Consider the following 19468-nt stretch of genomic DNA (forward strand, 5'->3'; position numbering starts at 1 on the left):
TGTCCTTGATTGGAAGATGGGGCGACCCGAAGATCACGGCTTCAGCTCCGGCTTTGCGGGCAAGCTGGACGCCGCCATAGCCGCCGGCGCTCTGCCCGATCTCCATGGGCTGGTCATCCTCGCTGACAACAAGCTGGTCCTCGAACGCTATGTCGCGGGCGAGGATCAGCGCTGGGGACAGCCATTGGGTCGCGTCGCCTTCGCGCCCGAGACCATCCATGACCTGCGCTCGGTCAGCAAATCCGTCGTGGCACTGCTCTACGGCATCGCCCTGGCGCGGGGCGAAGCGCCGGTGCCGGAAGCGCCGCTGCTTGCGCAGTTTCCCGAATATCCCGATCTCGCGAAGGGTCCAGAGCGCGCGGCGCTCAAGGTGCAGCACGTGCTGACCATGACGCTGGGCCAGGAATGGAATGAGGATCTCCCCTATACCGACCCGGCCAACAGCGAGATCGGCATGGAACAAGCCCCGGACCGCTACCGCTTCGTGCTGGAGCGGCCCTTTGTCGATACGCCGGGCCGGCGATGGATCTATTCCGGCGGCGCCTCGGCCCTATTAGGTCGTCTGATCGAGAAGGGCAGCGGCGTCACTTTGCATGACTTCGCGCGAACGCATCTCTTCGAACCGCTCGGCATCGACGCATCCGATTGGATAACAGGCGGCGACGGCGCCTATTCAGCCGCCTCGGGCCTGCGCCTCACCCCGCGCGATCTTGCGCGCATCGGGCAAATGGTCTTGCAGAACGGAAGTTGGGACGGTCGCGAGATCGTGCCGTCAGCTTGGCTCACGCAAGCCTTCACGCCGCGCGTGCCCTGCTTCGACGATGTCGACTACGGCTATCAATGGTATCTGCGCAATGCCACCGACGGCCACGGCCCCCGCCGCTTCGCCATGGGCAATGGCGGCCAGCGCCTGATCCTGATCCCGGACCGCAAGCTGGTCATCGCGATCCTGTGCGGCGCCTACAACCGGCCCGACCAATGGAAAACCCCGGCCGCAATCATGCTGGAGCACGTACTGCCGGCGTTGATTGCCAGAAATTAGGAGCTAAGGAACCTAGAAACAGAAGCGGAATCGGCATCCTGTACTGGGGAGTCAATTGTCTCTAGGATTCCGTCCTCGACCCAACCGTCCCATTTATTTCTAATCGCTCCCCGGCAACGATTCTTAAGGTCCTCTATGCCCGGGTTCATGATCAATAGCTTTCGATCGCGACTTCCGTATACCCACTCAATGATTTGAGCGTTTATGCCGCGGTCGCCAAAGCCATATCCGCAGATCACCAAGCGATCTGAGACATCAAGTCTTGCGCGCCATCGGGCATGAACGGTGGAAAACAACTCCGTAGCATAATCAATATACTTATTAAAAGTACCAACGAGCATCAAAGGTCGCCCAGGAAGCGGTAGCTGCAGTTGACCATCCGTCGTGCGCGTGTGCTGTATATCGTTCGTGAGGGCTACGCCGACCCTGTCGTCGTAGTACGCTGTACCACTTTCCGGTCTAAATTCGAACCAGTCGATAGAACCATGCAGCTTAATGAATGGGACTCTTTTATCATCTAAAGCGATGTCAGTTCTTGACCAATACCTAACTTCATTCTCATTTTGCCCAAACCCATCCCAAACCTGAACTCCCGCATGAGCCAAGTAGTTCTCGAAGTGAGTGTCGTGATTTAGCGTACCGATAGCGAGGGCTCTCACAGACTTGTCTTGAAGTGCCGCCAGGAACACCTCTAGATGTTCAGTCCTTTCGGCTTCTTTTTGCAGGCAACGCCAAACAATATCGCGAACATAATTTTCAGTTTGCCGCATGTAACTGCCGAGAGAATCGTCGTGCCCGTGGGTTGCTTGCCATGGGCCGCCGGCACCAAAAACCTGCTGTAAAAATGGGCCAACAACTGGATTCTCTATTTCGCCTAGTGCGAAATCTCCAAGCTGACGCGCGACGTATACCAAGTCTTCATAGTTGGCTGCTCTTCCACTATATTGATACTGCTGAAGCGAAGGATCGATTGTCTGTTTCAATCGTTTCAATATAGCTGTCGCTTCACTTACGTATTTGCAAGTCTCACGGCGGTCGGGGTTGATGTAATAACATTCGTCCGTGTCTCTGTATGCACCGTTACCAGCAAGTACAATCGACGTCAGAGCCTGGACTGACGGATACCCTGCTGGAATAGAGATCCCAGACCCAACGAGTAGTGCACCGTGTTTATCGGAATGGAGCATAGCGCTCTATATCACTTTTGGCCGTAAAACGCAGCCCATCGCCTATTAAATGCACCGTCCGAAAATCAACGCCCATGTAATGATCCGGATGGCAGGCGATTTGAAAAGAATAGTTCGGAGCTGAGCTAAGCTAGCCCCCTCACCCGCACTTGCTATATCCGCACGAAGTGCACATGTCGCAGCCTTCCTGGCGGATGAGGGAGGGGGAGTTGCATTTGGGGCAGTGCGCCAGCTTGCGGCCGCCGGCATCGCCGTTGCCGAGACCGTCGGCGAGGTTGGCGACCTTGCGGGCCACCATGTGTTCGAGCTCGGCGCGCTCCTGCGCAGGGTCGGGCAGGAAGCCGATGGCGATCAGATGCCGCTCGATCACTTCGCCGATCGCGGCGAGGAGCGAGGGCACATAGCGGCCGTTCACCCAGGACCCGCCCCGGGGATCGAACACGGCCTTCAATTCCTCAACCACGAAGGAGATGTCGCCGCCGCGGCGGAACACGGCCGAGATCATGCGCGTGAGGCCGACCGTCCAGGCGTAATGCTCCATGTTCTTCGAATTGATGAACACCTCGAACGGGCGACGTCTGCCATCCTGGATCACGTCGTTGATTGTGATGTAGATGGCATGATCGCTTTCCGGCCAGCGCACCTTGTAGGTAGCGCCCGGCAGGGCTTCCGGCCGGTCCAGCGGCTGCGTCATGTAGACGACGCCGCCCGCCTCATAGACGTCCTGGGGCTTGGGCGCATCGAGGCGCACGGCATCAGATTGCTGGCTGGACCGCGGCGAGACCAGCGGCAGCTCGACCTGGGGCTTCGGCGCTTCCTTGGGCTTCACCTCGAGGACCGAGCCGGTGACGTCGTTCGGCCGGTAGGTGGTGCAGCCCTTGCAGCCCAGTTCATAGGCCTCCAGATAGACGCTCTTGAACTCCTCGAAATTCAAATCGACCGGGCAGTTGATGGTCTTGGAGATCGAGCTGTCGATATACTTCTGGACCGTCGCCTGCATCACGACATGGTCGTGGGGGCTCAAGGACTGGGCATCGACGAAATAATCCGGCAGATGGGCGTCCTCGCCGCGCAGGCGGTGGAACAGCCGATACGCATAATCCGTCACCTCTTCCGCCTGGCGGGTGCCGTCCGGCATCAAAACATGGCGGGTGTATTTGAAGCTGAAGACCGGCTCCAGCCCCGAGGAGACATTGTCGGCAAAGAGCGAGATCGTGCCCGTGGGCGCGATCGAGGTGAGGAGCGCGTTGCGGATGCCGTGCTTCGCGATCGCCGCCTGCACGTCGGGGTCCAGGGTCTTCACCGTCTCGGAGGCCAGGAACTTCTCCCGGTCGAAGAGCGGGAAGGCGCCCTTCTCCTGTGCCAACTCGGTCGAGGCGAGATAGGCCGAGCGGGCGATGGCCGCCATCCAGGTCTCGGTAAGCTTGATCGCCTTGGGCGCCCCATAGCGCGCCTCGCACATGATGAGGGCATCGGCCAAGCCCGTGACCCCAAGCCCGATGCGGCGCTTGGCCTTCGCCTCGGCGGCCTGCGCCTCGAGCGGGAAGTTGGAGACGTCGATCGTGTTGTCCATCATGCGGATCGACATCCGCACCAGCCGATCAAGCGCCGCCATGTCGAGCTTGGCATCCGGCGTGAACGGATCCGAGATCAACGTGGTGAGGTTGACCGAGCCCAGCAGGCAGGCGCCATAGGGCGGCAAGGGCTGCTCGCCGCAGGGATTGGTGGCGCTGATCGTCTCGCAGTAATGGAGGTTGTTCTTCCGGTTGATGCGGTCGATGAAGATCACGCCGGGCTCGGCATAGGCGTAGGTCGCGCGCATGATGCGCTCCCACAGCTCGCGCGCCTGGACGACCCGGTAGGTTGTGTCCTTGAACTTCAGCTCCCACGGCTCATCGTTCTTCACCGCCGCCATGAAGGCGTCACTGACGAGCACCGAGAGGTTGAACATGCGCAGCCGGCCGGCGACCTGCTTTGCGTCAATAAATGCTTCAATATCAGGATGATCACAGCGCAAGGTCGCCATCATGGCACCGCGCCGGTGACCGGCCGACATGATCGTCCGGCACATCGCGTCCCAGACATCCATGAAGGAGAGCGGGCCGGAGGCATCGGCGCCCACACCCTTGACCGGCGCACCCTTGGGGCGGAGCGTCGAGAAATCGTAACCGATCCCGCCGCCCTGCTGCATGGTGAGCGCCGCTTCGCGGAGATGGGTGAAGATGCCGCCCATATCGTCCGGCACGGTCCCCATGACGAAGCAGTTGAACAGGGTCACGGTCCGCTTGGCGCCGGCACCCGCCAGGATTCGCCCCGCCGGTAGGAACTTGAAATCGCTGAGGGCCTCGAAGAATTGGTCCGACCATTTGGCGCGCGCATCCGGCGCCTCCGCCTCGGCCAGGGCTTCCGCCACCCGGCGCCAGCTATCCTCGATGGTCTTGTCCACAGGGGCGCCGTCCAGCGCCTTCAGCCGGTATTTCATGTCCCAGATCTGCTGGGAAATCGCGGCAACCTGGGCCATTTTTCGTCCATCCTCATGCGCAAAATCGAGGGATGAGTTAACCACTTCCGGCGCCGTTCCGTCAACGCTTGTTCTGTCTTTATTCTCCCGGACTTACCCACAAGCAGAGACATACAAGTATATGATTATCAAGTATAAAATCAGACCACACACAGACAATACAGGCTGTGGATAAACTTATCCACATAAGGCTGCGAAAAAGACCAAGCTGCAGCCAATACCCCTCACCCCAACCCCTCTCCCCAAAGGGGCGAGGGGCTAAAGACGAAGCTGGCTCGAAACTCCCTCGCCCCGCTTGCGGGGAGAGGGTCGGGGTGAGGGGCATCAGCACGAACGCCCTATTTCGGCGCGCCCTAAAGATTCGCCAGAAACGCCAGCACCCGCGCCGGCATGCCGTGATGCATGAGGTCGTTATGGCCGGCGGCTGTCGGGAAGAATCCCTGCTTGGGTTCCTTGGCGGCGGCGAACAGGCGGTGGCCGAAATGCGCCGGGGTGGTGCGGTCGAGATCTCCATGGATGAGCAGCAGCGGCTTTTCGATCTTCACGATCTTGGCGAGGTTGTCGAACTTGTCCCGCACCAGCCAGTCGAAGATGAAGAACTTGTAGCGCTGCCTGGCCGAATGGAGAATCGAGGCGAAGGGCGCTTCCAGGATGAGCGCCAGGGCCGGCCGCTCGGTCGCCATCTGGGTCGCCACGGCAGCGCCCAGGGACTCGCCGAACAGGATGAGCTGATCATCCTCAACGCCTTGTTTCTGCAGAAAATCAAGCGCCGCGCGCCCATCGGCATAGAGGCCATCTTCGGTGGGTTCGCCGGGATTGCCGCCATAGCCGCGATAGCCCACCAGCAATGCGCCATAGCCTTCCGCCGCATAGGGCAGGATGCGCGCGACCCGGTCGCCGCGATGGCCGGCATTGCCATGGAAATAGGCGATGACCCGTCCATCCGCGCGGGTCGGTGGCAGATACCAGGAGGTGACAGTGATGCCGTCCGCCGCCATGAGGTCGACCGCATGCATGCCGGCCGGTGCCGCCGACGCCACCAGATCGGCCTGGCTCATGCCCGGGTTGAAGATGATCCTGCGCTGAACGGTGAACAGCAGGACGAGCACGGCCACATAAGCGATGGCCAGACCGATCACGAGACCCCAAACCATCTTGGCAACCCCCGGCAACAGACGCGACACGGCAAACTCACTTCGCAGCGTTACGCCGCAATGACTTGAAATTCAAGCAAAGTAACGGTGACTCCCACCCCATCACTTCACGGCAGCTGCCGGGTCCGGAAATAGACCGTGAACCGCTCGACCGCCGCGGCGCCCTCGGTCCGGCACCAGGTCTTGTTCCCGGACAGGCCATGATCCTGATACGCGTAATCGACCGCCGTGATGGCGGCGAGCCTGGCCAAGCGGTCGTCCTCGCGCCCGACCTTGCCGCGCGCCAGCTGGTCGTTACGGAGCAGCGCATAGCCATTGTGGACCGGCGCATCGACCAGCCCGCAATATTCCGCCACCCCGTAATCATAATAGGTGCGGACCAGTTCGGGGTGCGGGTGCGCCTCCTCCGCCAGGACGGTACCCGGCAGCAGGGCATATGCCAGCACCCACCATTTCGTCACCATCAGCCGATCCTCTCCTCAGAGTGACGAAGAACGTTGCCAGTTCGGGCGTCTTGCGTCATCAACAGGTCATGACGGAAATAGCATCAAACCCGGCCGACGCCGTCCGCTATCAGCGCCTCAACCGCGGTCTCCTCGCCTTCTATGCCGGGTCGAGCCTCGCTGCCTATTTCGCCCTGCCGCTCCTCACCCATCTGGTCTCGGGCGCCTGGATCTGGGGCCTCCTCCCCCTCGCCCTCATCGCCAACGGCTATTGGGCGACCCTTCACGAGGCGATCCACGGCCAGCTCCTGGTCCGTGCCGACAGCAACCGCCGCGCCGGTCGCCTGCTCGCCATTCTCTGGGGCTCGTCCTTCCGCCTGCTGCGCTTCGGCCATCTCATGCATCACCGCTTCAACCGGCACCGGCTTGACCGGCCGGACAGCTATGACCCGGCTTCGACCAGCCGGGGCATGGCCCGGCTGCGCTTCTATGGCGAGTTGCTGGGCGGCCTCTATGTGGTCGAGGTGCTGACCCCGCTCCTCTATCTCCTGCCAAGGCGCTGGGTCGGGTATCTGGTGACCAGCCTCTATGCCGGCGACGAGCCACCGATGCCGCGTCTCCGCGCCCTGGCCGAGCAGGCCCTGGCGGGGGGCCAAGGGCATCGCCGAGATCCGCCAGGATGCGCTCCTCGCCTGGGCGCTGATCCTGGCCGGCGGCATCGCCTGGGGTCCCTATTGGCCGGCCTTCCTCGGCTTCCTGCTGGGCCGCGGCCTGCTCGTTTCGCTGCTCGACAATGTCTATCATTTCGGCACGCCCCTCGACCGGGTCGACTATGCCTACAACCTCTCTCTGCCCCGGCCGTTGCAGCGCCTGTTCCTCAACATGAACATGCACCGCCTGCACCACCGCAGGATGCAACTGCCCTGGTGGCAGCTGCCGCGCTATTTCACGGCTGACCAGGAGCATTATGACGGTGCGCTCATCGCGGGCGCACTCCGCCAGCTCAATGGGCCGCTGCCGATCGCGCCGCCGAGCAGGCCGCAGGCGATGGCCGGGCGCGCGCCGCGCGTGTCTTAACATCCTGCAACAAGAACTGGCGGAAAGCGTATTACCAGTCTTGCATTTCCGTTTTCGCCAGCCCATTCTGAATGCGGCTTTTCGGTATGACCCGCTCATCCTCGATTGGCGGTCGTGGCGAATTGCCTAATCACTGGTCCTGATTTTCAAGAGCGCACTCATGACTGACCAATACCAGTCCTCCGGCGGTAGCGAGCTCAGGGGGAAGATTAAGTGGTTCAATCCGGAGAAGGGCTTCGGCTTCGTTACGCCGGCTGACGGCTCTTCTGATGTGTTCCTGCATATTTCGGCGTTGAAGGATGCCGGCCTGCAGGATGCCCCCGAAGGCTCGACCATCACCTGCGAGGTCGGCCAGGGACGCAAGGGGATCCAGGTGCTCCGCGTCATCAACCTGGACACGTCGACAGCAGCACCGGCACGTCCCGCAGCACCGCGTCGTCCGTTCGGCGGCGGTGGCAATGGCGGCGGCGCCCGGCGCGATTTCGGCGGCGGTGACCGCGGCGGCTATGGCGGCGGTGACCGGGGTGGCTATGGCGATCGTGGCGGCGGCGACCGGGGTGGCGGCTATGGTCGCAGTCCGCGTCAACATCACGACGATTAAGGTCTAGCCGGCGCTTTGCTTCAGCGGAACAGCGGCGACCTCGGAAATGAGAAAGAGGTCGCCGTTCCAAGCTCGCCCACCCAGCGCGGTGGGCTTTTTTGTGGCCGCATGAAAGCTTGGCAACCAGGGGATGGGATCACCCCTTGGGATAGGTAATCCGCGTCACCTCGAGCTCGAGGTCGCCCACCGGGCGCTTCCAGATCACGACATCGCCGACCTTGGCATCCTTGAGCGCCAGCGCAAAGGGCGACACCCAGGAGAGCTTGCCCGCGGTGGGATCGGCCTCGTCCTCACCGACGATCTGGAAATGGCGCTTCACGTCATTCTCGTCGACCGTATCGACCGTGGCGCCGAAATCGACGCTGTCCTGCGGCTGGGCCGCGACATCGACCACGATCGCCTTGATGATGCGATCCTGCACGTAACGCAGATCGCGTTCGACCACGAGCAATTGCTCCTTGTCGAGCAATTGCTCATCGGCCATCAGGCGGCTGCGCTGATCCTCCAGCGCCTCTTCCTGCTGGTTGAGCAGATCGAGCCCGTGCGCCGTCACGAAATTGGGATGCGGGCTTTGCGGCCGCTCCGGCAATTCCGTCGCTTGATCGTCATTCTCTTTTTACAAACGCCCTGCTCATACCGCTGACCAATTCATGCTATTCACCTGATCTTCTTAAGCTAGGCCGAAGTACCGCCCCGTCAAGGTCAAACCGGTCATTCCATCCCATGAAGGGGTGTGGACCCGCACCGGGCCAGCCCTTATAACGGGCGCGGGTTATCGGGGATGCGGGCGCCGAGCGCTTGCAGCCCCTACGGCATTGGCACCAGCAAACGTGATCGCATAAAATGCAAAGCTTCGACGTCGTCATCATCGGGGGTGGGGTGGTCGGTTCCTCGGCCGCCTATTTCCTCAGCGCGCAGCCCGATTTCAATGGCACCATCGCCGTCATCGAAAAGGATTCGACCTATGCCGAGGCGGCGACGCCCCGCTCGGCCGGCGGTGTCCGCCTGCAATTCTCGACCGCCGAGAACGTGCTCATCTCCGCCTTCGGCGCGGCCTTCATCAAGGCCGCCGACGAACATCTGCGCGTCGGCAACGATGGCGCGGGCGTCGAGTTTCGCGAGAACGGCTATCTGTTCCTGGCGACCGGCGCCGGTCTCAAGACGCTTCTCAACAATCAGCGCCTGCAGCATGAGCTGGGGGCGGCGACCCAGCTCCTCAATCCGCGCGAGCTTGAGGAGTCCTTCCCCTGGCTCAACGCCGCGGATCTTGCCGGCGGCAGCTTCGGCCCGGTCAACGAGGGCTGGACCGATCCCTACAGCCTGCTCCAGGCCTTCAAGCGCAAGGCGCGATCGCAGGGTGTGACCTATATCAGCGACACGGTAACCGGCCTCACCCGCGACAATCGCCGCATCACCGGCGTCACCCTCGCCTCTGGCGAGAGCATCGCCTGCGGTGCCGCGATCAACACGGCTGGCACGCAAGGCCGCACCATCGCCGCCATGGCCGGTGTCGATCTACCGGTCCATTCCCGGAAGCGCTTCATCTATGTATTCGATTGCCGCGACGAGATCGAAAACGTGCCGCTCACCATCGATCCCAGCGGCGTCTGGTTCCGCCCCGAAGGCACGCAGTTCATCTGCGGCGTCAGCCCTGAGGAACATGACGATCCCGACAGCTTCGATTTCGAACTCGACTACCGCCTGTTCGAGGAGCTGATATGGCCGACGCTCGCCCATCGCGTGCCGTCCTTCGAGGCGATCAAACTGGTGCGCGCCTGGGCCGGCCATTACGATTACAATGTGTTCGACCAGAACGTGATCGTCGGCCTCGCGCCGGGCTATGACAATTTCCTGCTCGCCAACGGCTTTTCCGGCCACGGCCTGCAGCAATCGCCGGCGATCGGCCGCGCCTTGAGCGAACTGGTGACCTTCGGCCAATATCGCAGCCTGGATCTCCGCCGCTTCGGCTATGACCGGCTGCTGACCGGCGCGGCCCTCCGCGAACAGAACGTCGTTTGACCGAGGAGTGATGACATGAGCGGCACTGCCCTGATCTCCATCATCTGCGAGGATCACCCCGGCCTCATCGCCGAAGTGACCGGTCGCCTGTTCGACCTCGGCGTCAATCTCGGCGACACCACCTTCGCCGTTCTGGGCGGTGGCGCCGAATTCACGCTGGTGGCGAAGCTGCCGCAAGGCATAGCACTTGCCGATATCGAAAAGGAGCTGCGCACCCTGCCGCTCCTCAAGGACGGCAAACTCACCGTCTCGGCCTTCCAGTACCGCGAAAGCCATGACGCGCAGGCGCATATCACCCACCGCGTCGAGATCACCGGTGATGACAGTCCCGGCCTTGTCGCGCGGCTTTCGGAGGCACTGCCGAAATTCGGTGCCAACATCGTGCGCTTGAACTCGGAATCGGTGCCCTCCGATTCCGGCGCCCGCTTCCTGCTGCGCATGGCGATCTCGGTACCGCCCGCCAAGGCCGCGACCTGCATGGCGACCATCGCCAACACGGCTTCGCAGCTCAACCTCAAATGCCATTGGCAGCAGGTCGGCTGAATCCTCAACCATGACCGAGGTCGGCACTAGGCGGATCGGCATCGTGCTGGTGCCGGACTTCGCCCTTGCCTCCTTCTCGATGATCATCGAGCCACTGCGCATCGCCAACCGGCTCTCCGGCAAGCCGCTCTACGAATGGTCGCTGCTCTCGGGCGAAGGCGGCATGGTCGGCTCCAGCGCGGGGATCGAGCTCATGACCCGTCCCATCGCCGAGGTACGCGACAGCGCGTTCGACCTCGCTTTGGTCTGCGCCGGCTTCCATGCCGAGCGATATCGCCATGCCGGCATCCTGAACTGGTTGCGGCGCCATCGCCGCCTCGGCAAGGATGTGGGGGCCGTCTCCACCGGCACCTTCGTGCTGGCGCGCGCGGGGCTCCTTGCCGGCCATCGCTGCACCGTGCATTGGGATTTTCGCGGCGCCTTGGCCGAGCTCTATCCCGACCTAGATCTGGTCGACGAGCTCTTCGTCATCGATCGCGGCATCGTCACCTCCGGCGGCTCGATCGCCGCCCTCGATCTCATGCTGCGGCTCATCGCCGACCAGCAGGGCCTCGCCTTCTCGAAAGCGGTCGGCGAGCAGTTCGTTCATAGCGGGGCAAGGACACCCACCGAACATCAGCGCGGCGATCTCATCCACCGCCTCGGCAGTGCCAGGCCCGTGCTGATCGAAGCGGTAAAGCGGATGGAAAACGTGCTCGACCGCGCTTTGTCGCCGGCCGACCTCGCGGCCGACCTCGGCATCTCGCAACGCCAACTCGAGCGCCAATTCCGCGGTCAGTTGGGCCGCACCCCCACGGCCTATCACCGCGATCTGCGTCTTGATCACGCAAGGCGCCTGCTCTCGCAGACCACCCTGCCGGTGACCGAGATCGCCCTTTCCTGCGGTTTCGGGTCCCCGTCGCATTTCGCCCAGCTCTATCGCCAGCGCTTCGGCCGCCTGCCCAACGCCGAGCGCAGCTGACAGCTCTTTCGACCCTTGCTGGGAATTCAAACCTTTAACGCGATTTTTACAGGCGTCCGCTAGCCTTTGCCGGACCATGAAGCTGGACAAGCGCCTGCGCCTCACCCTGATCATCACAGCAGCCTATGCAATAGGGGCCAGTCTGTGGATTCTGGCCTCCGACAACCTGCTTGGCGGCTTTGTCGACCCGGAGCTCAGCAAGGCCTTTAGCACGATCAAGGGCCTGGGTTTCGTTGCCGTCACGTCGACGCTCCTCCTGCTGACGTTGCGTTTCCTGCCCGGCGAAAATGTGCCCAAACCCGAGATCGCCCGGCGTCGATCACCGGCCGTGGAGTTGACCGCCGTCGCTGCCTTGATCGTGGCAGTGGCCCTCGTTGCCTTCATCAGCTATCGCAGCCAGCTCGACTCGTTGCGCCAGCGTGGGCTCGAAGACCTCCACGCCGTGGCGCGCCTCAAAGTAACCGGACTTTCGCAGTGGCTGACCGAGCGGCGCGCCGATTCCGAAGCGGTCGCGCAGAACCTGCTGTTGCGCAATGTCCTGCGGGACTGGCACGCAACTGGTGATGTCCAGGCGCGCGACGATCTCCTCCGTGCCCTGCGTCAGGCAAAGAACATCCATGGCTTCGCCCGCATCACGCTCGTCGACGGCGCGGGCGGGGTTGAAATGACCACCAACCCCGATCGTCATATCTCGCTCGATCTTGCGGCCGTCGCCGCCCGTGCCCATGACGCGGGTAAAGCCATCTTTGTCGATCTCTACCGCGAAGCCCGCGACAAGAAAGTCCATCTCGCCTTCGCCGTGCCGCTGCCATCCGACGCCGGGATGCATGAGCACGACCGCGATATCATGCTGTTCGACCTGCGCGCCGCTGATTTCATCGACCCGTTTCTCTCCAGCTGGCCGATGCCGGGGCAACAGGGCGAACTTGTGCTTGGTCGCCGCGACGGTGACAGAGCCGTGGTCCTCAACGCGCTGCCCGGTCAGCCGGATAGCGCGCTGAACCTGTCGATTCCCCTCGACCAGGCGGATGCGCCGGTCGTGCGCTATCTCCTCAAGGGCGAGCAGCTTATCGACGGCATCGACTATCGCGGCGCGCCGGTACTGGCGGCGGCCCTTTCCGTGCCGCGAACGGATTGGGTGTTGATCGCCAAGCTCGATCGCGACCTTGCCCTGGGCGGAATACCCGCCGCCACCATCTTCACCAGCATCGCCACCCTGGCCGGGTTGATCGCGCTCATCGCCGTCATCGCCTATCTCTGGCAGCGGCGTCGCCTGCAAGCGGCCTTGGCAACCGTCGCCCAGCGCCAGGCCGCTGAACTGGCGACCGTGAAATTCCGCGACACGTTCGAACAGGCGGCCGTCGGCATCGCTCATATCGACCTCGACGGCAAGACCCTCCAGGCCAACCGCGAATATTGCCGGATCCAGGGAAAGACCCTTGAGGAGCTGCGCGATGGCCACGCCATCGCGCAGAACCCGGCCGCGGACCAGGAAGGCGACCTCGCCATCTTCGAACAGTTCAGGCGCGGCGAACGCAACACCTATCACGGCGAGCGGCACGCGACGCGACCGGATGGCAGCAAGGTCTGGATCGGTATCTCCGCCTCCCTGGTGCGCGACGATATGGGGCAACCCGACTATCTGATCAACGTCACCATGGACATCACCGAACGCAAGAACGCCGAGGCGCATCTGCGCCAGGCCGAAGCCGTCTTCCGCCACACGCAGGAAGGCATCGTCGTTACCGACACGCGTGGCATGATCGTCGCCGTCAATCCATCCTTCCAGCGCATCACCGGCTATGGGGAAAGCGAGCTGGTCGGCCGTAACATGCGCCTCCTGCAATCCGGCCAGCACGATGCTGATTTCTATCGCGATATGTGGCTGACCATCGACCGCAACGGATTCTGGCAGGGCGAGATCTGGAACCGGCGCAAGAGCGGCGAACCCTATCCCGAATTCCTCACCATCAGCGCGGTACGGAATGCGGCCGGCGAGCCCATCAATTATGTCGGCACCTTCGTCGACATCACCGGCATCAAGGAATCCGAATCGCGCCTCGTGCACATGGCGCATCATGATCCATTGACCGATCTGCCCAACCGCATGCTGGCCATGCAGCGCCTCTCCCACGCGATCCAGGTCGCGCGGCGCAAGAAGCGGATGGGCGCCGTCCTGTTCCTCGACCTCGACCGCTTCAAGAACGTAAACGACAGTCTGGGCCATCCGGCGGGCGACGAGTTGCTGCTCGCCGTGACCAAGCGCCTCGGCCATCGTCTGCGCGAAAGCGACACGCTGGCGCGCCTCGGCGGTGACGAATTCCTGGTCCTCGTGGAAGACATCGAGGATTCCAACGCCGCCGCCAACCTCGCGCAGATCCTGCTGGAACAGTTCGATGAGCCATTTGCCCTCACCGGCGGCCACGAAGTCTATATCGGCACCAGCATCGGCATCAGCATTTTCCCCGATGACGGCAGCGAGGCCGACGAGGTGGTGAAGAACGCCGACGCCGCCCTCTACCGGGCCAAGGAAGAAGGACGCGGCATCTACCGCTTCTATACCGCCGCCCTGACCGACAAGGCCAATGAACGCCTCAGCCTGGAACGTCGACTGCGCCGCGCTATCGAGCGCAACGAATTCCTGCTGCACTACCAGCCACTGGTCCGCATCAAGGATCGGCGCATCATCGGCTTCGAGGCCCTGGTGCGCTGGCAGGAGCCGGGCAATGGCCTGGTTCCCCCCGGCAAGTTCATTCCGCTCGCCGAGGAAACCGGCATCATCCTGCCGCTGGGCGATTGGGTCCTGCGCGAGGCGTGCCGGCAGATGAAAGTCTGGCGCGATGCTGGCCACGATCTTGGGACGGTTGCCGTCAACCTGTCGCCACGCCAGTTCCACCTTCCCGACATTGACGTCATTGTCGGTGACATCCTGCGGGAGACCGGCCTCGCCCCCCATTTCCTCGAACTGGAGCTGACCGAAAGCGCCCTCATCGAGCAGGGCGTCGGTGCCGAGACCAGGCTGGCCGCCTTGCGCAATCTCGGTGCGCGGGTGGCGATCGACGATTTCGGCACCGGCTATTCCTCGCTCGCCTATCTCAAGCGCTTTCCGATCAGCAAGCTGAAGATCGACCAGAGTTTCGTGCGCGATCTCTCGACCGATCCGGCTGATATGGAGATCACCTCCGCCATCATCGGCCTCGCCCGCAACCTTCGCCTCGACTCCATCGCCGAGGGCGTCGAGACCGAGGCACAGCTTGCCTATCTCGAGGAGCAAGGCTGCGAATTCGCCCAGGGCTATCTCTTCAGCAGGCCCTTGCCGGCGTCGGAGATCGACGCCCTCCTGCGGCGCGGCGTGTTGTCGGCACCCGCCCTCTCGGCCTGATCATCCGTCACATCCCTGCAGCCGCGCTGACTCATAACTGACTCGAAAGCGTTCCTCTCCCCGTCACGAACCGGTCGTATTTCTGTGGCTGATCCCAGAACACCACAGCGAGACGCCAGGGGATGCACTCCCGCCGCAGATTTCTGATTGCCGCCGGCACCATCACGACCGGCTTTGCGCTCTCCAGCAGCGGCCTCGCCAACTTCGCGCCCTATTACGCCTATCGCGCCGGCCGCAACCCGCTCAGGGGCCAGTCCAACCCCTTCACCCTCGGCATCGCCGCCGGCAGCCCGCGTGACGACGGCTTCGTGCTCTGGACCCGGCTGGCACCGGATCCGCTGTCGGCTGACCCGCAAGCGCCGGGCGGCATCGAGCACCGTGACCATGATGCCGGCATCGCCGTCGACTACGCCATCGCAACCGATCCGCAGATGCGGCGCATCGTCCGCCATGGCAGCACCCTTGCCGATCCTGCCTTTGCCTATGCCGTGCATCTTGAGGTGGGTGGTCTCGATCCGGCCCGCCCCTATTGGTATCGCTTCCGCCTCGGCGATCATGAAACCGCCATCGGCCGCGCCGTCACCTTGCCACAGGCAGGTAGGCCCACCGATACCTTGCGCCTCGGTTTCACCTCCTGCGCCAATTATGAGCGCGGCTTCTTCAGTGCCTACCGGCATCTCGCCGACGAGCAGCCGGATCTCGTCCTGATGCTGGGCGACTACATCTATGAGCAGGTCGAACAGCATCGGCCGGTTCAGCGCCGCCACAGCGATCATGCCGTGCCCACCACGCTGGACGGCTATCGCCGCCGCTATGCGCAATACCGCCAGGATCCGGACCTGCAGCGCCTGCACGCGACGGCGCCGACCCTCATCACCTGGGACGATCATGAGGTCGAGAACGATTATGCAGGCCGCTGGTCGGAGACGCTCATCGACCCCGGCATCTTCCTGCAACGCCGCCAGGCGGCCTACCAGGCCTTCTACGAACACATGCCCTTGCGCTGGCGGCCGACGGCCGATGGCTTGCGCATCCATGACAGCATCACCATCGGCGACCTCGCCCGCATCTCGCTGCTGGATGGCCGTCAATACCGCTCGCGCGGCGCCTGCGCCGGCCCGCCCGACCGCGGCGGCGGCCATCTGGTCGACAGCGTCACCTGCCCGGAGCTGATCGATCCCGCCCGCTCGATGCTGGGCCACCATCAGGAGAAATGGCTGCAGGGGAATCTGGCGACCAGCCCCTCGCGCTGGAACCTGCTGGCGCAGAACGTCATCATGGCGCAACTGGGCACGGAACAGGCGGACGGCACGCTCACCGCCTGGACCGATGCCTGGGACGGCTATCCCGCCGCCCGCGCGCGGCTGCTGCGGCAACTGGCCGGGACGCGCAATCCGGTCGTCTTCGGCGGCGATATCCATTCCTTCTGGAACAATGATCTGAAGCTCGATGTTCGCGACGGGCAGGCCCCGGTGATCGCCACCGAGTTCATCACCTCATCCATCACCTCGGACGGCCCGCCGCAGGACCATCTCGACGGCAAGCGCCGCGACCACGCGCATATCCATTTTGCCGAAAGCCGCCATCGCGGCTATGCCAGGGTCGAGATCAAGGCCGGCCGCCTCACCACCGATTTCCGAAGTGTGAGTGACGTGACGGACCCGGCTGCCGGCATCGCTACCCTGAAAAGCTTCGTCATGGAGGACGGCGTGGCCGGCGCTGTCGCCGTCTAGCGCAGCATGATCTTCTCGGCCAGCAGCGTGCCGAGGATGAGGAGGATCGGCAGCAGGCAGCCGATGAGCGGCTTGCGGGCGGCGCGGCCCTTGGCCAGCGCGATGATCAACTGCACGGCATTGACCAGGAAGAACACCAGCGACACCATCGCCCAGACGATGATCCCCAGCATGATGCCACCGCCGGCATCCGGCCCGCTGGGGCCACCCGCCTCCAGCAGCAGGGCGGTCGGCACCAGGATGATCACGAACGCCACATAGGCGATGTTGCGCCGGCCGAGCGTCGCGATGATGCCGTCCCGTGGCGCCTCGATATCGTCTTCGCTCATGATGACCCTGCCCGATCGGGTTGACCCAGGGACAGTATAGGCGATTCGCCGCGCGGGCGGTCTTGCGCTCGATCAAGGTGCCGGGCGGTCGATTAGGCATGACGAATTATTGGCATCATATGACGATTTTGCGATATCGACCAGCGCCGCCAAGCGCAAGCTTCACCCATCAGTCCATCCCAAGCCCGGAGCATCCGTCCCATGGCCCTTCCCGCCCACGTCAAATATGTCGTCATCGGTGCCGGCATCCACGGTCTCTCCTCGGCCTGGCATCTTGCGGAAAACCTCCGCAAAACCGGCAAGGGTTCCGGTGCCGACGTGCTCATCGTCGACAAGACGTCGATCGCGGCCGGTGCCTCGGGCATCGCCTGCGGCGTCGTGCGCAACAACTACTTCCAGCCCGCCATGCGCCGCCTGATGGCGCATTCGGTGGGTGTCTGGGAAAGCGATCCGGAAGCCTTCTCCTACCACTCGGTTGGCTACATGCAGATCAGCCCCGAGGTGATGCACCAGGACGTGGCCTCGATCTACGCCCAGCAGAAGGAGATCGGCTACACGTCGAGCTTCATCGATGGCGAGAAGGATTGCATGACCTATATGAAGGGCATCTTCGACGATTGGCAGGCCAAGGGCATCACCTCGGTCCTCCATGAGAAGAAGGGCGGCTATGCCAACAACACCGCCGCCATGTATGGCCTCGCCAAGAAGGCCGAGGCCGAGGGTGTCCGCATCGTCACCGGAATCGAAGTGAAGGGCCTGAAGCGCGACGGCAAGGGCGCCGTCACCGCGGTCGAAACCAACCAGGGCGACATCAAGTGCGACTATGTCATCGCCGGCATGGGTCCCTGGGTCCGCTCGGTCTGGAAGATGCTGGATCTCCCCGACGCGATCTCGATCAAGGGCAAGGACGGCAAGATGCACGAGAACGTGCCGATGTGGGTCTATTGGTCGCTGCAGGAAGGCACGCTCGGCGTCGATCCCGACCATCAGAAGACCAATGACGGCAAGATGCCGCCGGTCATCCATGTCGATACCGACGCGCCGCTTTATTCCGACGAGGACGGCTCGCTCATCACCGACAAATTGTGGGGCATCTATTACAAGCCGGACTTCCATTTTGGCGGCATCCAGGGCGGCGCCATGCCGTTCAAGGTGCCGACCGCCCTCGACAAGGTGCGCGTCGACCCCTACGGCCCGGACAGCCCCGAATTCATCGTCGGCGACGATTTTGCGCATATGTGGGTGTCGGCTCTGGCCTTCTGCCAGAAGCGTTTCATGGGCACCATGTCGAAATACAAGAAGGAGCCCTCGGGCGGCATCGGCTGCTTCACCGCGGACAGCTTCCCCGTCTTCGACAAGTTCGCCGAGAACGTCTACATCATCGCCGACAGCAACCACGGCTATAAGATGATCGGCGTCGGCAAGCTGGTTGCGGACGATATCTGCGGCATGGGCGACGAACTCCTCCGCCCGTTCCGCTTCTCGCGCTTTGCCGAAGGCAAACTGCATCCGACCTCGAACTCGCCGTTTCCGTGGAGCTGAGCCCCCTCACCCCAACGCGCGCCCTGCAATAGTCTTCAACTTTGACAATTACTGCCCTCGGCACCTCATTCCCTCTCCCCTTGCGGGAGAGGGTCAGGGTGAGGGGGTGAGCGACGGGTCGAGCTTAAGCCCCCTCGATCCCCATCAACTGCCGCCGCGCGAAGTGGAGATGGCTCGTCACCATCGCCGCCGCCCCTTCCACATCGCGGCTGGCGATGGCACCGAGCAGGGCCCGGTGCTGGCGGTTGTATTCGGCGATGCGCGCCGGTGTCAGCACCTTGTCGCGCATGGAGGCCCATTGATCATGTGAGCGGATCTCGTTCACATGCTGGTAGAGCCACAGGATGAGCCGGTTGTGGCTTGCCTCCGCCAGCAGCAGATGGAACTGCGTGTCCCATTCCGTCCACACGGTCGCATCGTCGCCGGCTTCTTCCGCCCGCTCGATCGCTTCCGTCATCTTTTCGATATCGCGATTGGTGGCATTGAGGACCGCAAGCCGCGTCATATGCGGCTCGATGCCGAGCCGCGCCTCGATGAGCTCCAACGGCGAGGTCGAATCGGCGATGTTGTCGAGGTCCGAAACCGCCCGATGGTTGACGAAGGTGCCGCTGCCGACCCGTCGCGTCACCAACCGTTCCTGTTCCAATTGATCGAGCGCCAGGCGCACCGTCGTGCGGCTGGCATCGAAGGCGTCGGCCAGATGCCGCTCAGCCGGCAGCTTTTCCCCATGCTTGTAGGTGCCGGCAATGATCGCCTGGCGCAATTGCCCGGCGATCCAGACCGAACCGCGGTTGGAATCGACCGGCAGGCTGCCGGCGTCGCTGGCTGGTGTACCAATTCGGCCCAATTCTGATCCTTTGAAAAAATTGGTTGGCAGTCCCGAACCGCCATGCAAGACTGGATTATGCGAGTGGGGTAGCCAACCGGTCAATCG

At 63.0% G+C, this 19468-nt stretch carries 15 protein-coding genes and 2 pseudogenes; 10 read left to right on the plus strand and 7 right to left on the minus strand.

The features are described 5' to 3' along the window. Positions 1-16 precede the first annotated feature (16 nt). Positions 17-1042 carry a serine hydrolase gene (locus IPK59_06705; protein MBK8158458.1) on the plus strand — a complete coding sequence of 342 codons (1026 nt, stop codon included), beginning with the start codon at positions 17-19 and terminating at the stop codon, positions 1040-1042. Here IPK59_06705 and IPK59_06710 read toward each other — a convergent pair. The 4 genes from IPK59_06710 to IPK59_06725 all read right to left on the minus strand — a co-directional run bounded on the left by IPK59_06710 (position 1039) and on the right by IPK59_06725 (position 6368). Next, complete coding sequence (locus tag IPK59_06710; protein ID MBK8158459.1) at positions 1039-2229, minus strand: SIR2 family protein; 1191 nt, start codon at positions 2227-2229, stop codon at positions 1039-1041. The genes IPK59_06705 and IPK59_06710 overlap by 4 nt on opposite strands. Before the next feature lie 139 nt (positions 2230-2368). After that, the gene (locus IPK59_06715; protein ID MBK8158460.1) at positions 2369-4750 is read right to left on the minus strand and encodes an adenosylcobalamin-dependent ribonucleoside-diphosphate reductase; all 2382 of its coding nucleotides are present in this window, start codon (positions 4748-4750) and stop codon (positions 2369-2371) included. 353 nt (positions 4751-5103) lie between these two features. Beyond that, entirely contained in the window at positions 5104-5934 is an 831-nt protein-coding gene (locus IPK59_06720) for an alpha/beta hydrolase (protein ID MBK8158461.1), read from the minus strand. 77 nt (positions 5935-6011) lie between these two features. Then, positions 6012-6368, minus strand: coding sequence for a hypothetical protein (locus IPK59_06725; GenBank protein MBK8158462.1), 357 nt, complete (start codon positions 6366-6368; stop codon positions 6012-6014). Here IPK59_06725 and IPK59_06730 point away from each other — a divergent pair. The 3 genes and pseudogenes from IPK59_06730 (at position 6341) to IPK59_06740 (ending at position 8025) form a co-directional block, all read left to right on the plus strand. Then, a pseudogene (locus tag IPK59_06730) lies at positions 6341-6910 on the plus strand (fatty acid desaturase). The gene IPK59_06725 and the pseudogene IPK59_06730 overlap by 28 nt on opposite strands. 25 nt (positions 6911-6935) lie before the next feature. Next, positions 6936-7424: a fatty acid desaturase gene (locus IPK59_06735; GenBank protein ID MBK8158463.1), complete on the plus strand. Its 489-nt coding sequence runs from the start codon at positions 6936-6938 to the stop codon at positions 7422-7424. A gap of 160 nt (positions 7425-7584) precedes the next feature. Next, positions 7585-8025, plus strand: coding sequence for a cold shock domain-containing protein (locus tag IPK59_06740; protein MBK8158464.1), 441 nt, complete (start codon positions 7585-7587; stop codon positions 8023-8025). 136 nt (positions 8026-8161) lie between these two features. Here the strand turns inward: IPK59_06740 and IPK59_06745 are convergent. Further along, positions 8162-8660, minus strand: a pseudogene (locus IPK59_06745) (GreA/GreB family elongation factor). Positions 8661-8868: 208 nt separating this feature from the next. On the opposite strand from IPK59_06745, the gene IPK59_06750 reads away from it, so the two are divergent. The 5 genes from IPK59_06750 to IPK59_06770 all read left to right on the plus strand — a co-directional run bounded on the left by IPK59_06750 (position 8869) and on the right by IPK59_06770 (position 16663). Further along, positions 8869-10044, plus strand: a complete 1176-nt coding sequence (locus IPK59_06750) for an FAD-binding oxidoreductase (protein MBK8158465.1) — start codon at positions 8869-8871, stop codon at positions 10042-10044. Positions 10045-10059: 15 nt separating this feature from the next. Continuing rightward, positions 10060-10587, plus strand: a complete 528-nt coding sequence (locus IPK59_06755) for an amino acid-binding protein (GenBank protein MBK8158466.1) — start codon at positions 10060-10062, stop codon at positions 10585-10587. A gap of 10 nt (positions 10588-10597) precedes the next feature. Continuing rightward, a complete protein-coding gene (locus IPK59_06760; GenBank protein MBK8158467.1) occupies positions 10598-11548 on the plus strand; it encodes a GlxA family transcriptional regulator in 951 nt (316 codons plus the stop codon). Between the two features lie 76 nt (positions 11549-11624). Then, positions 11625-14930, plus strand: a complete 3306-nt coding sequence (locus IPK59_06765) for an EAL domain-containing protein (protein MBK8158468.1) — start codon at positions 11625-11627, stop codon at positions 14928-14930. 122 nt (positions 14931-15052) lie between these two features. Further along, positions 15053-16663: an alkaline phosphatase D family protein gene (locus IPK59_06770; protein ID MBK8158469.1), complete on the plus strand. Its 1611-nt coding sequence runs from the start codon at positions 15053-15055 to the stop codon at positions 16661-16663. Here the strand turns inward: IPK59_06770 and IPK59_06775 are convergent. Further along, on the minus strand, positions 16660-16992 hold the full coding sequence (locus tag IPK59_06775) for a hypothetical protein (protein MBK8158470.1): 333 nt from the start codon (positions 16990-16992) through the stop codon (positions 16660-16662). The genes IPK59_06770 and IPK59_06775 overlap by 4 nt on opposite strands. Positions 16993-17193: 201 nt before the next feature. Between IPK59_06775 and IPK59_06780 the strand changes: the two genes are divergently transcribed. Continuing rightward, on the plus strand, positions 17194-18534 hold the full coding sequence (locus tag IPK59_06780) for an FAD-binding oxidoreductase (GenBank protein ID MBK8158471.1): 1341 nt from the start codon (positions 17194-17196) through the stop codon (positions 18532-18534). Positions 18535-18658: 124 nt separating this feature from the next. Here IPK59_06780 and IPK59_06785 read toward each other — a convergent pair whose 3' ends face one another. Beyond that, the gene (locus tag IPK59_06785; GenBank protein ID MBK8158472.1) at positions 18659-19381 is read right to left on the minus strand and encodes a FadR family transcriptional regulator; all 723 of its coding nucleotides are present in this window, start codon (positions 19379-19381) and stop codon (positions 18659-18661) included. Between the last annotated feature and the right edge of the window lie 87 nt (positions 19382-19468).

This window comes from Rhodospirillaceae bacterium (genome assembly GCA_016712715.1).
Taxonomy (GTDB): Bacteria; Pseudomonadota; Alphaproteobacteria; order Dongiales; family Dongiaceae; genus Dongia.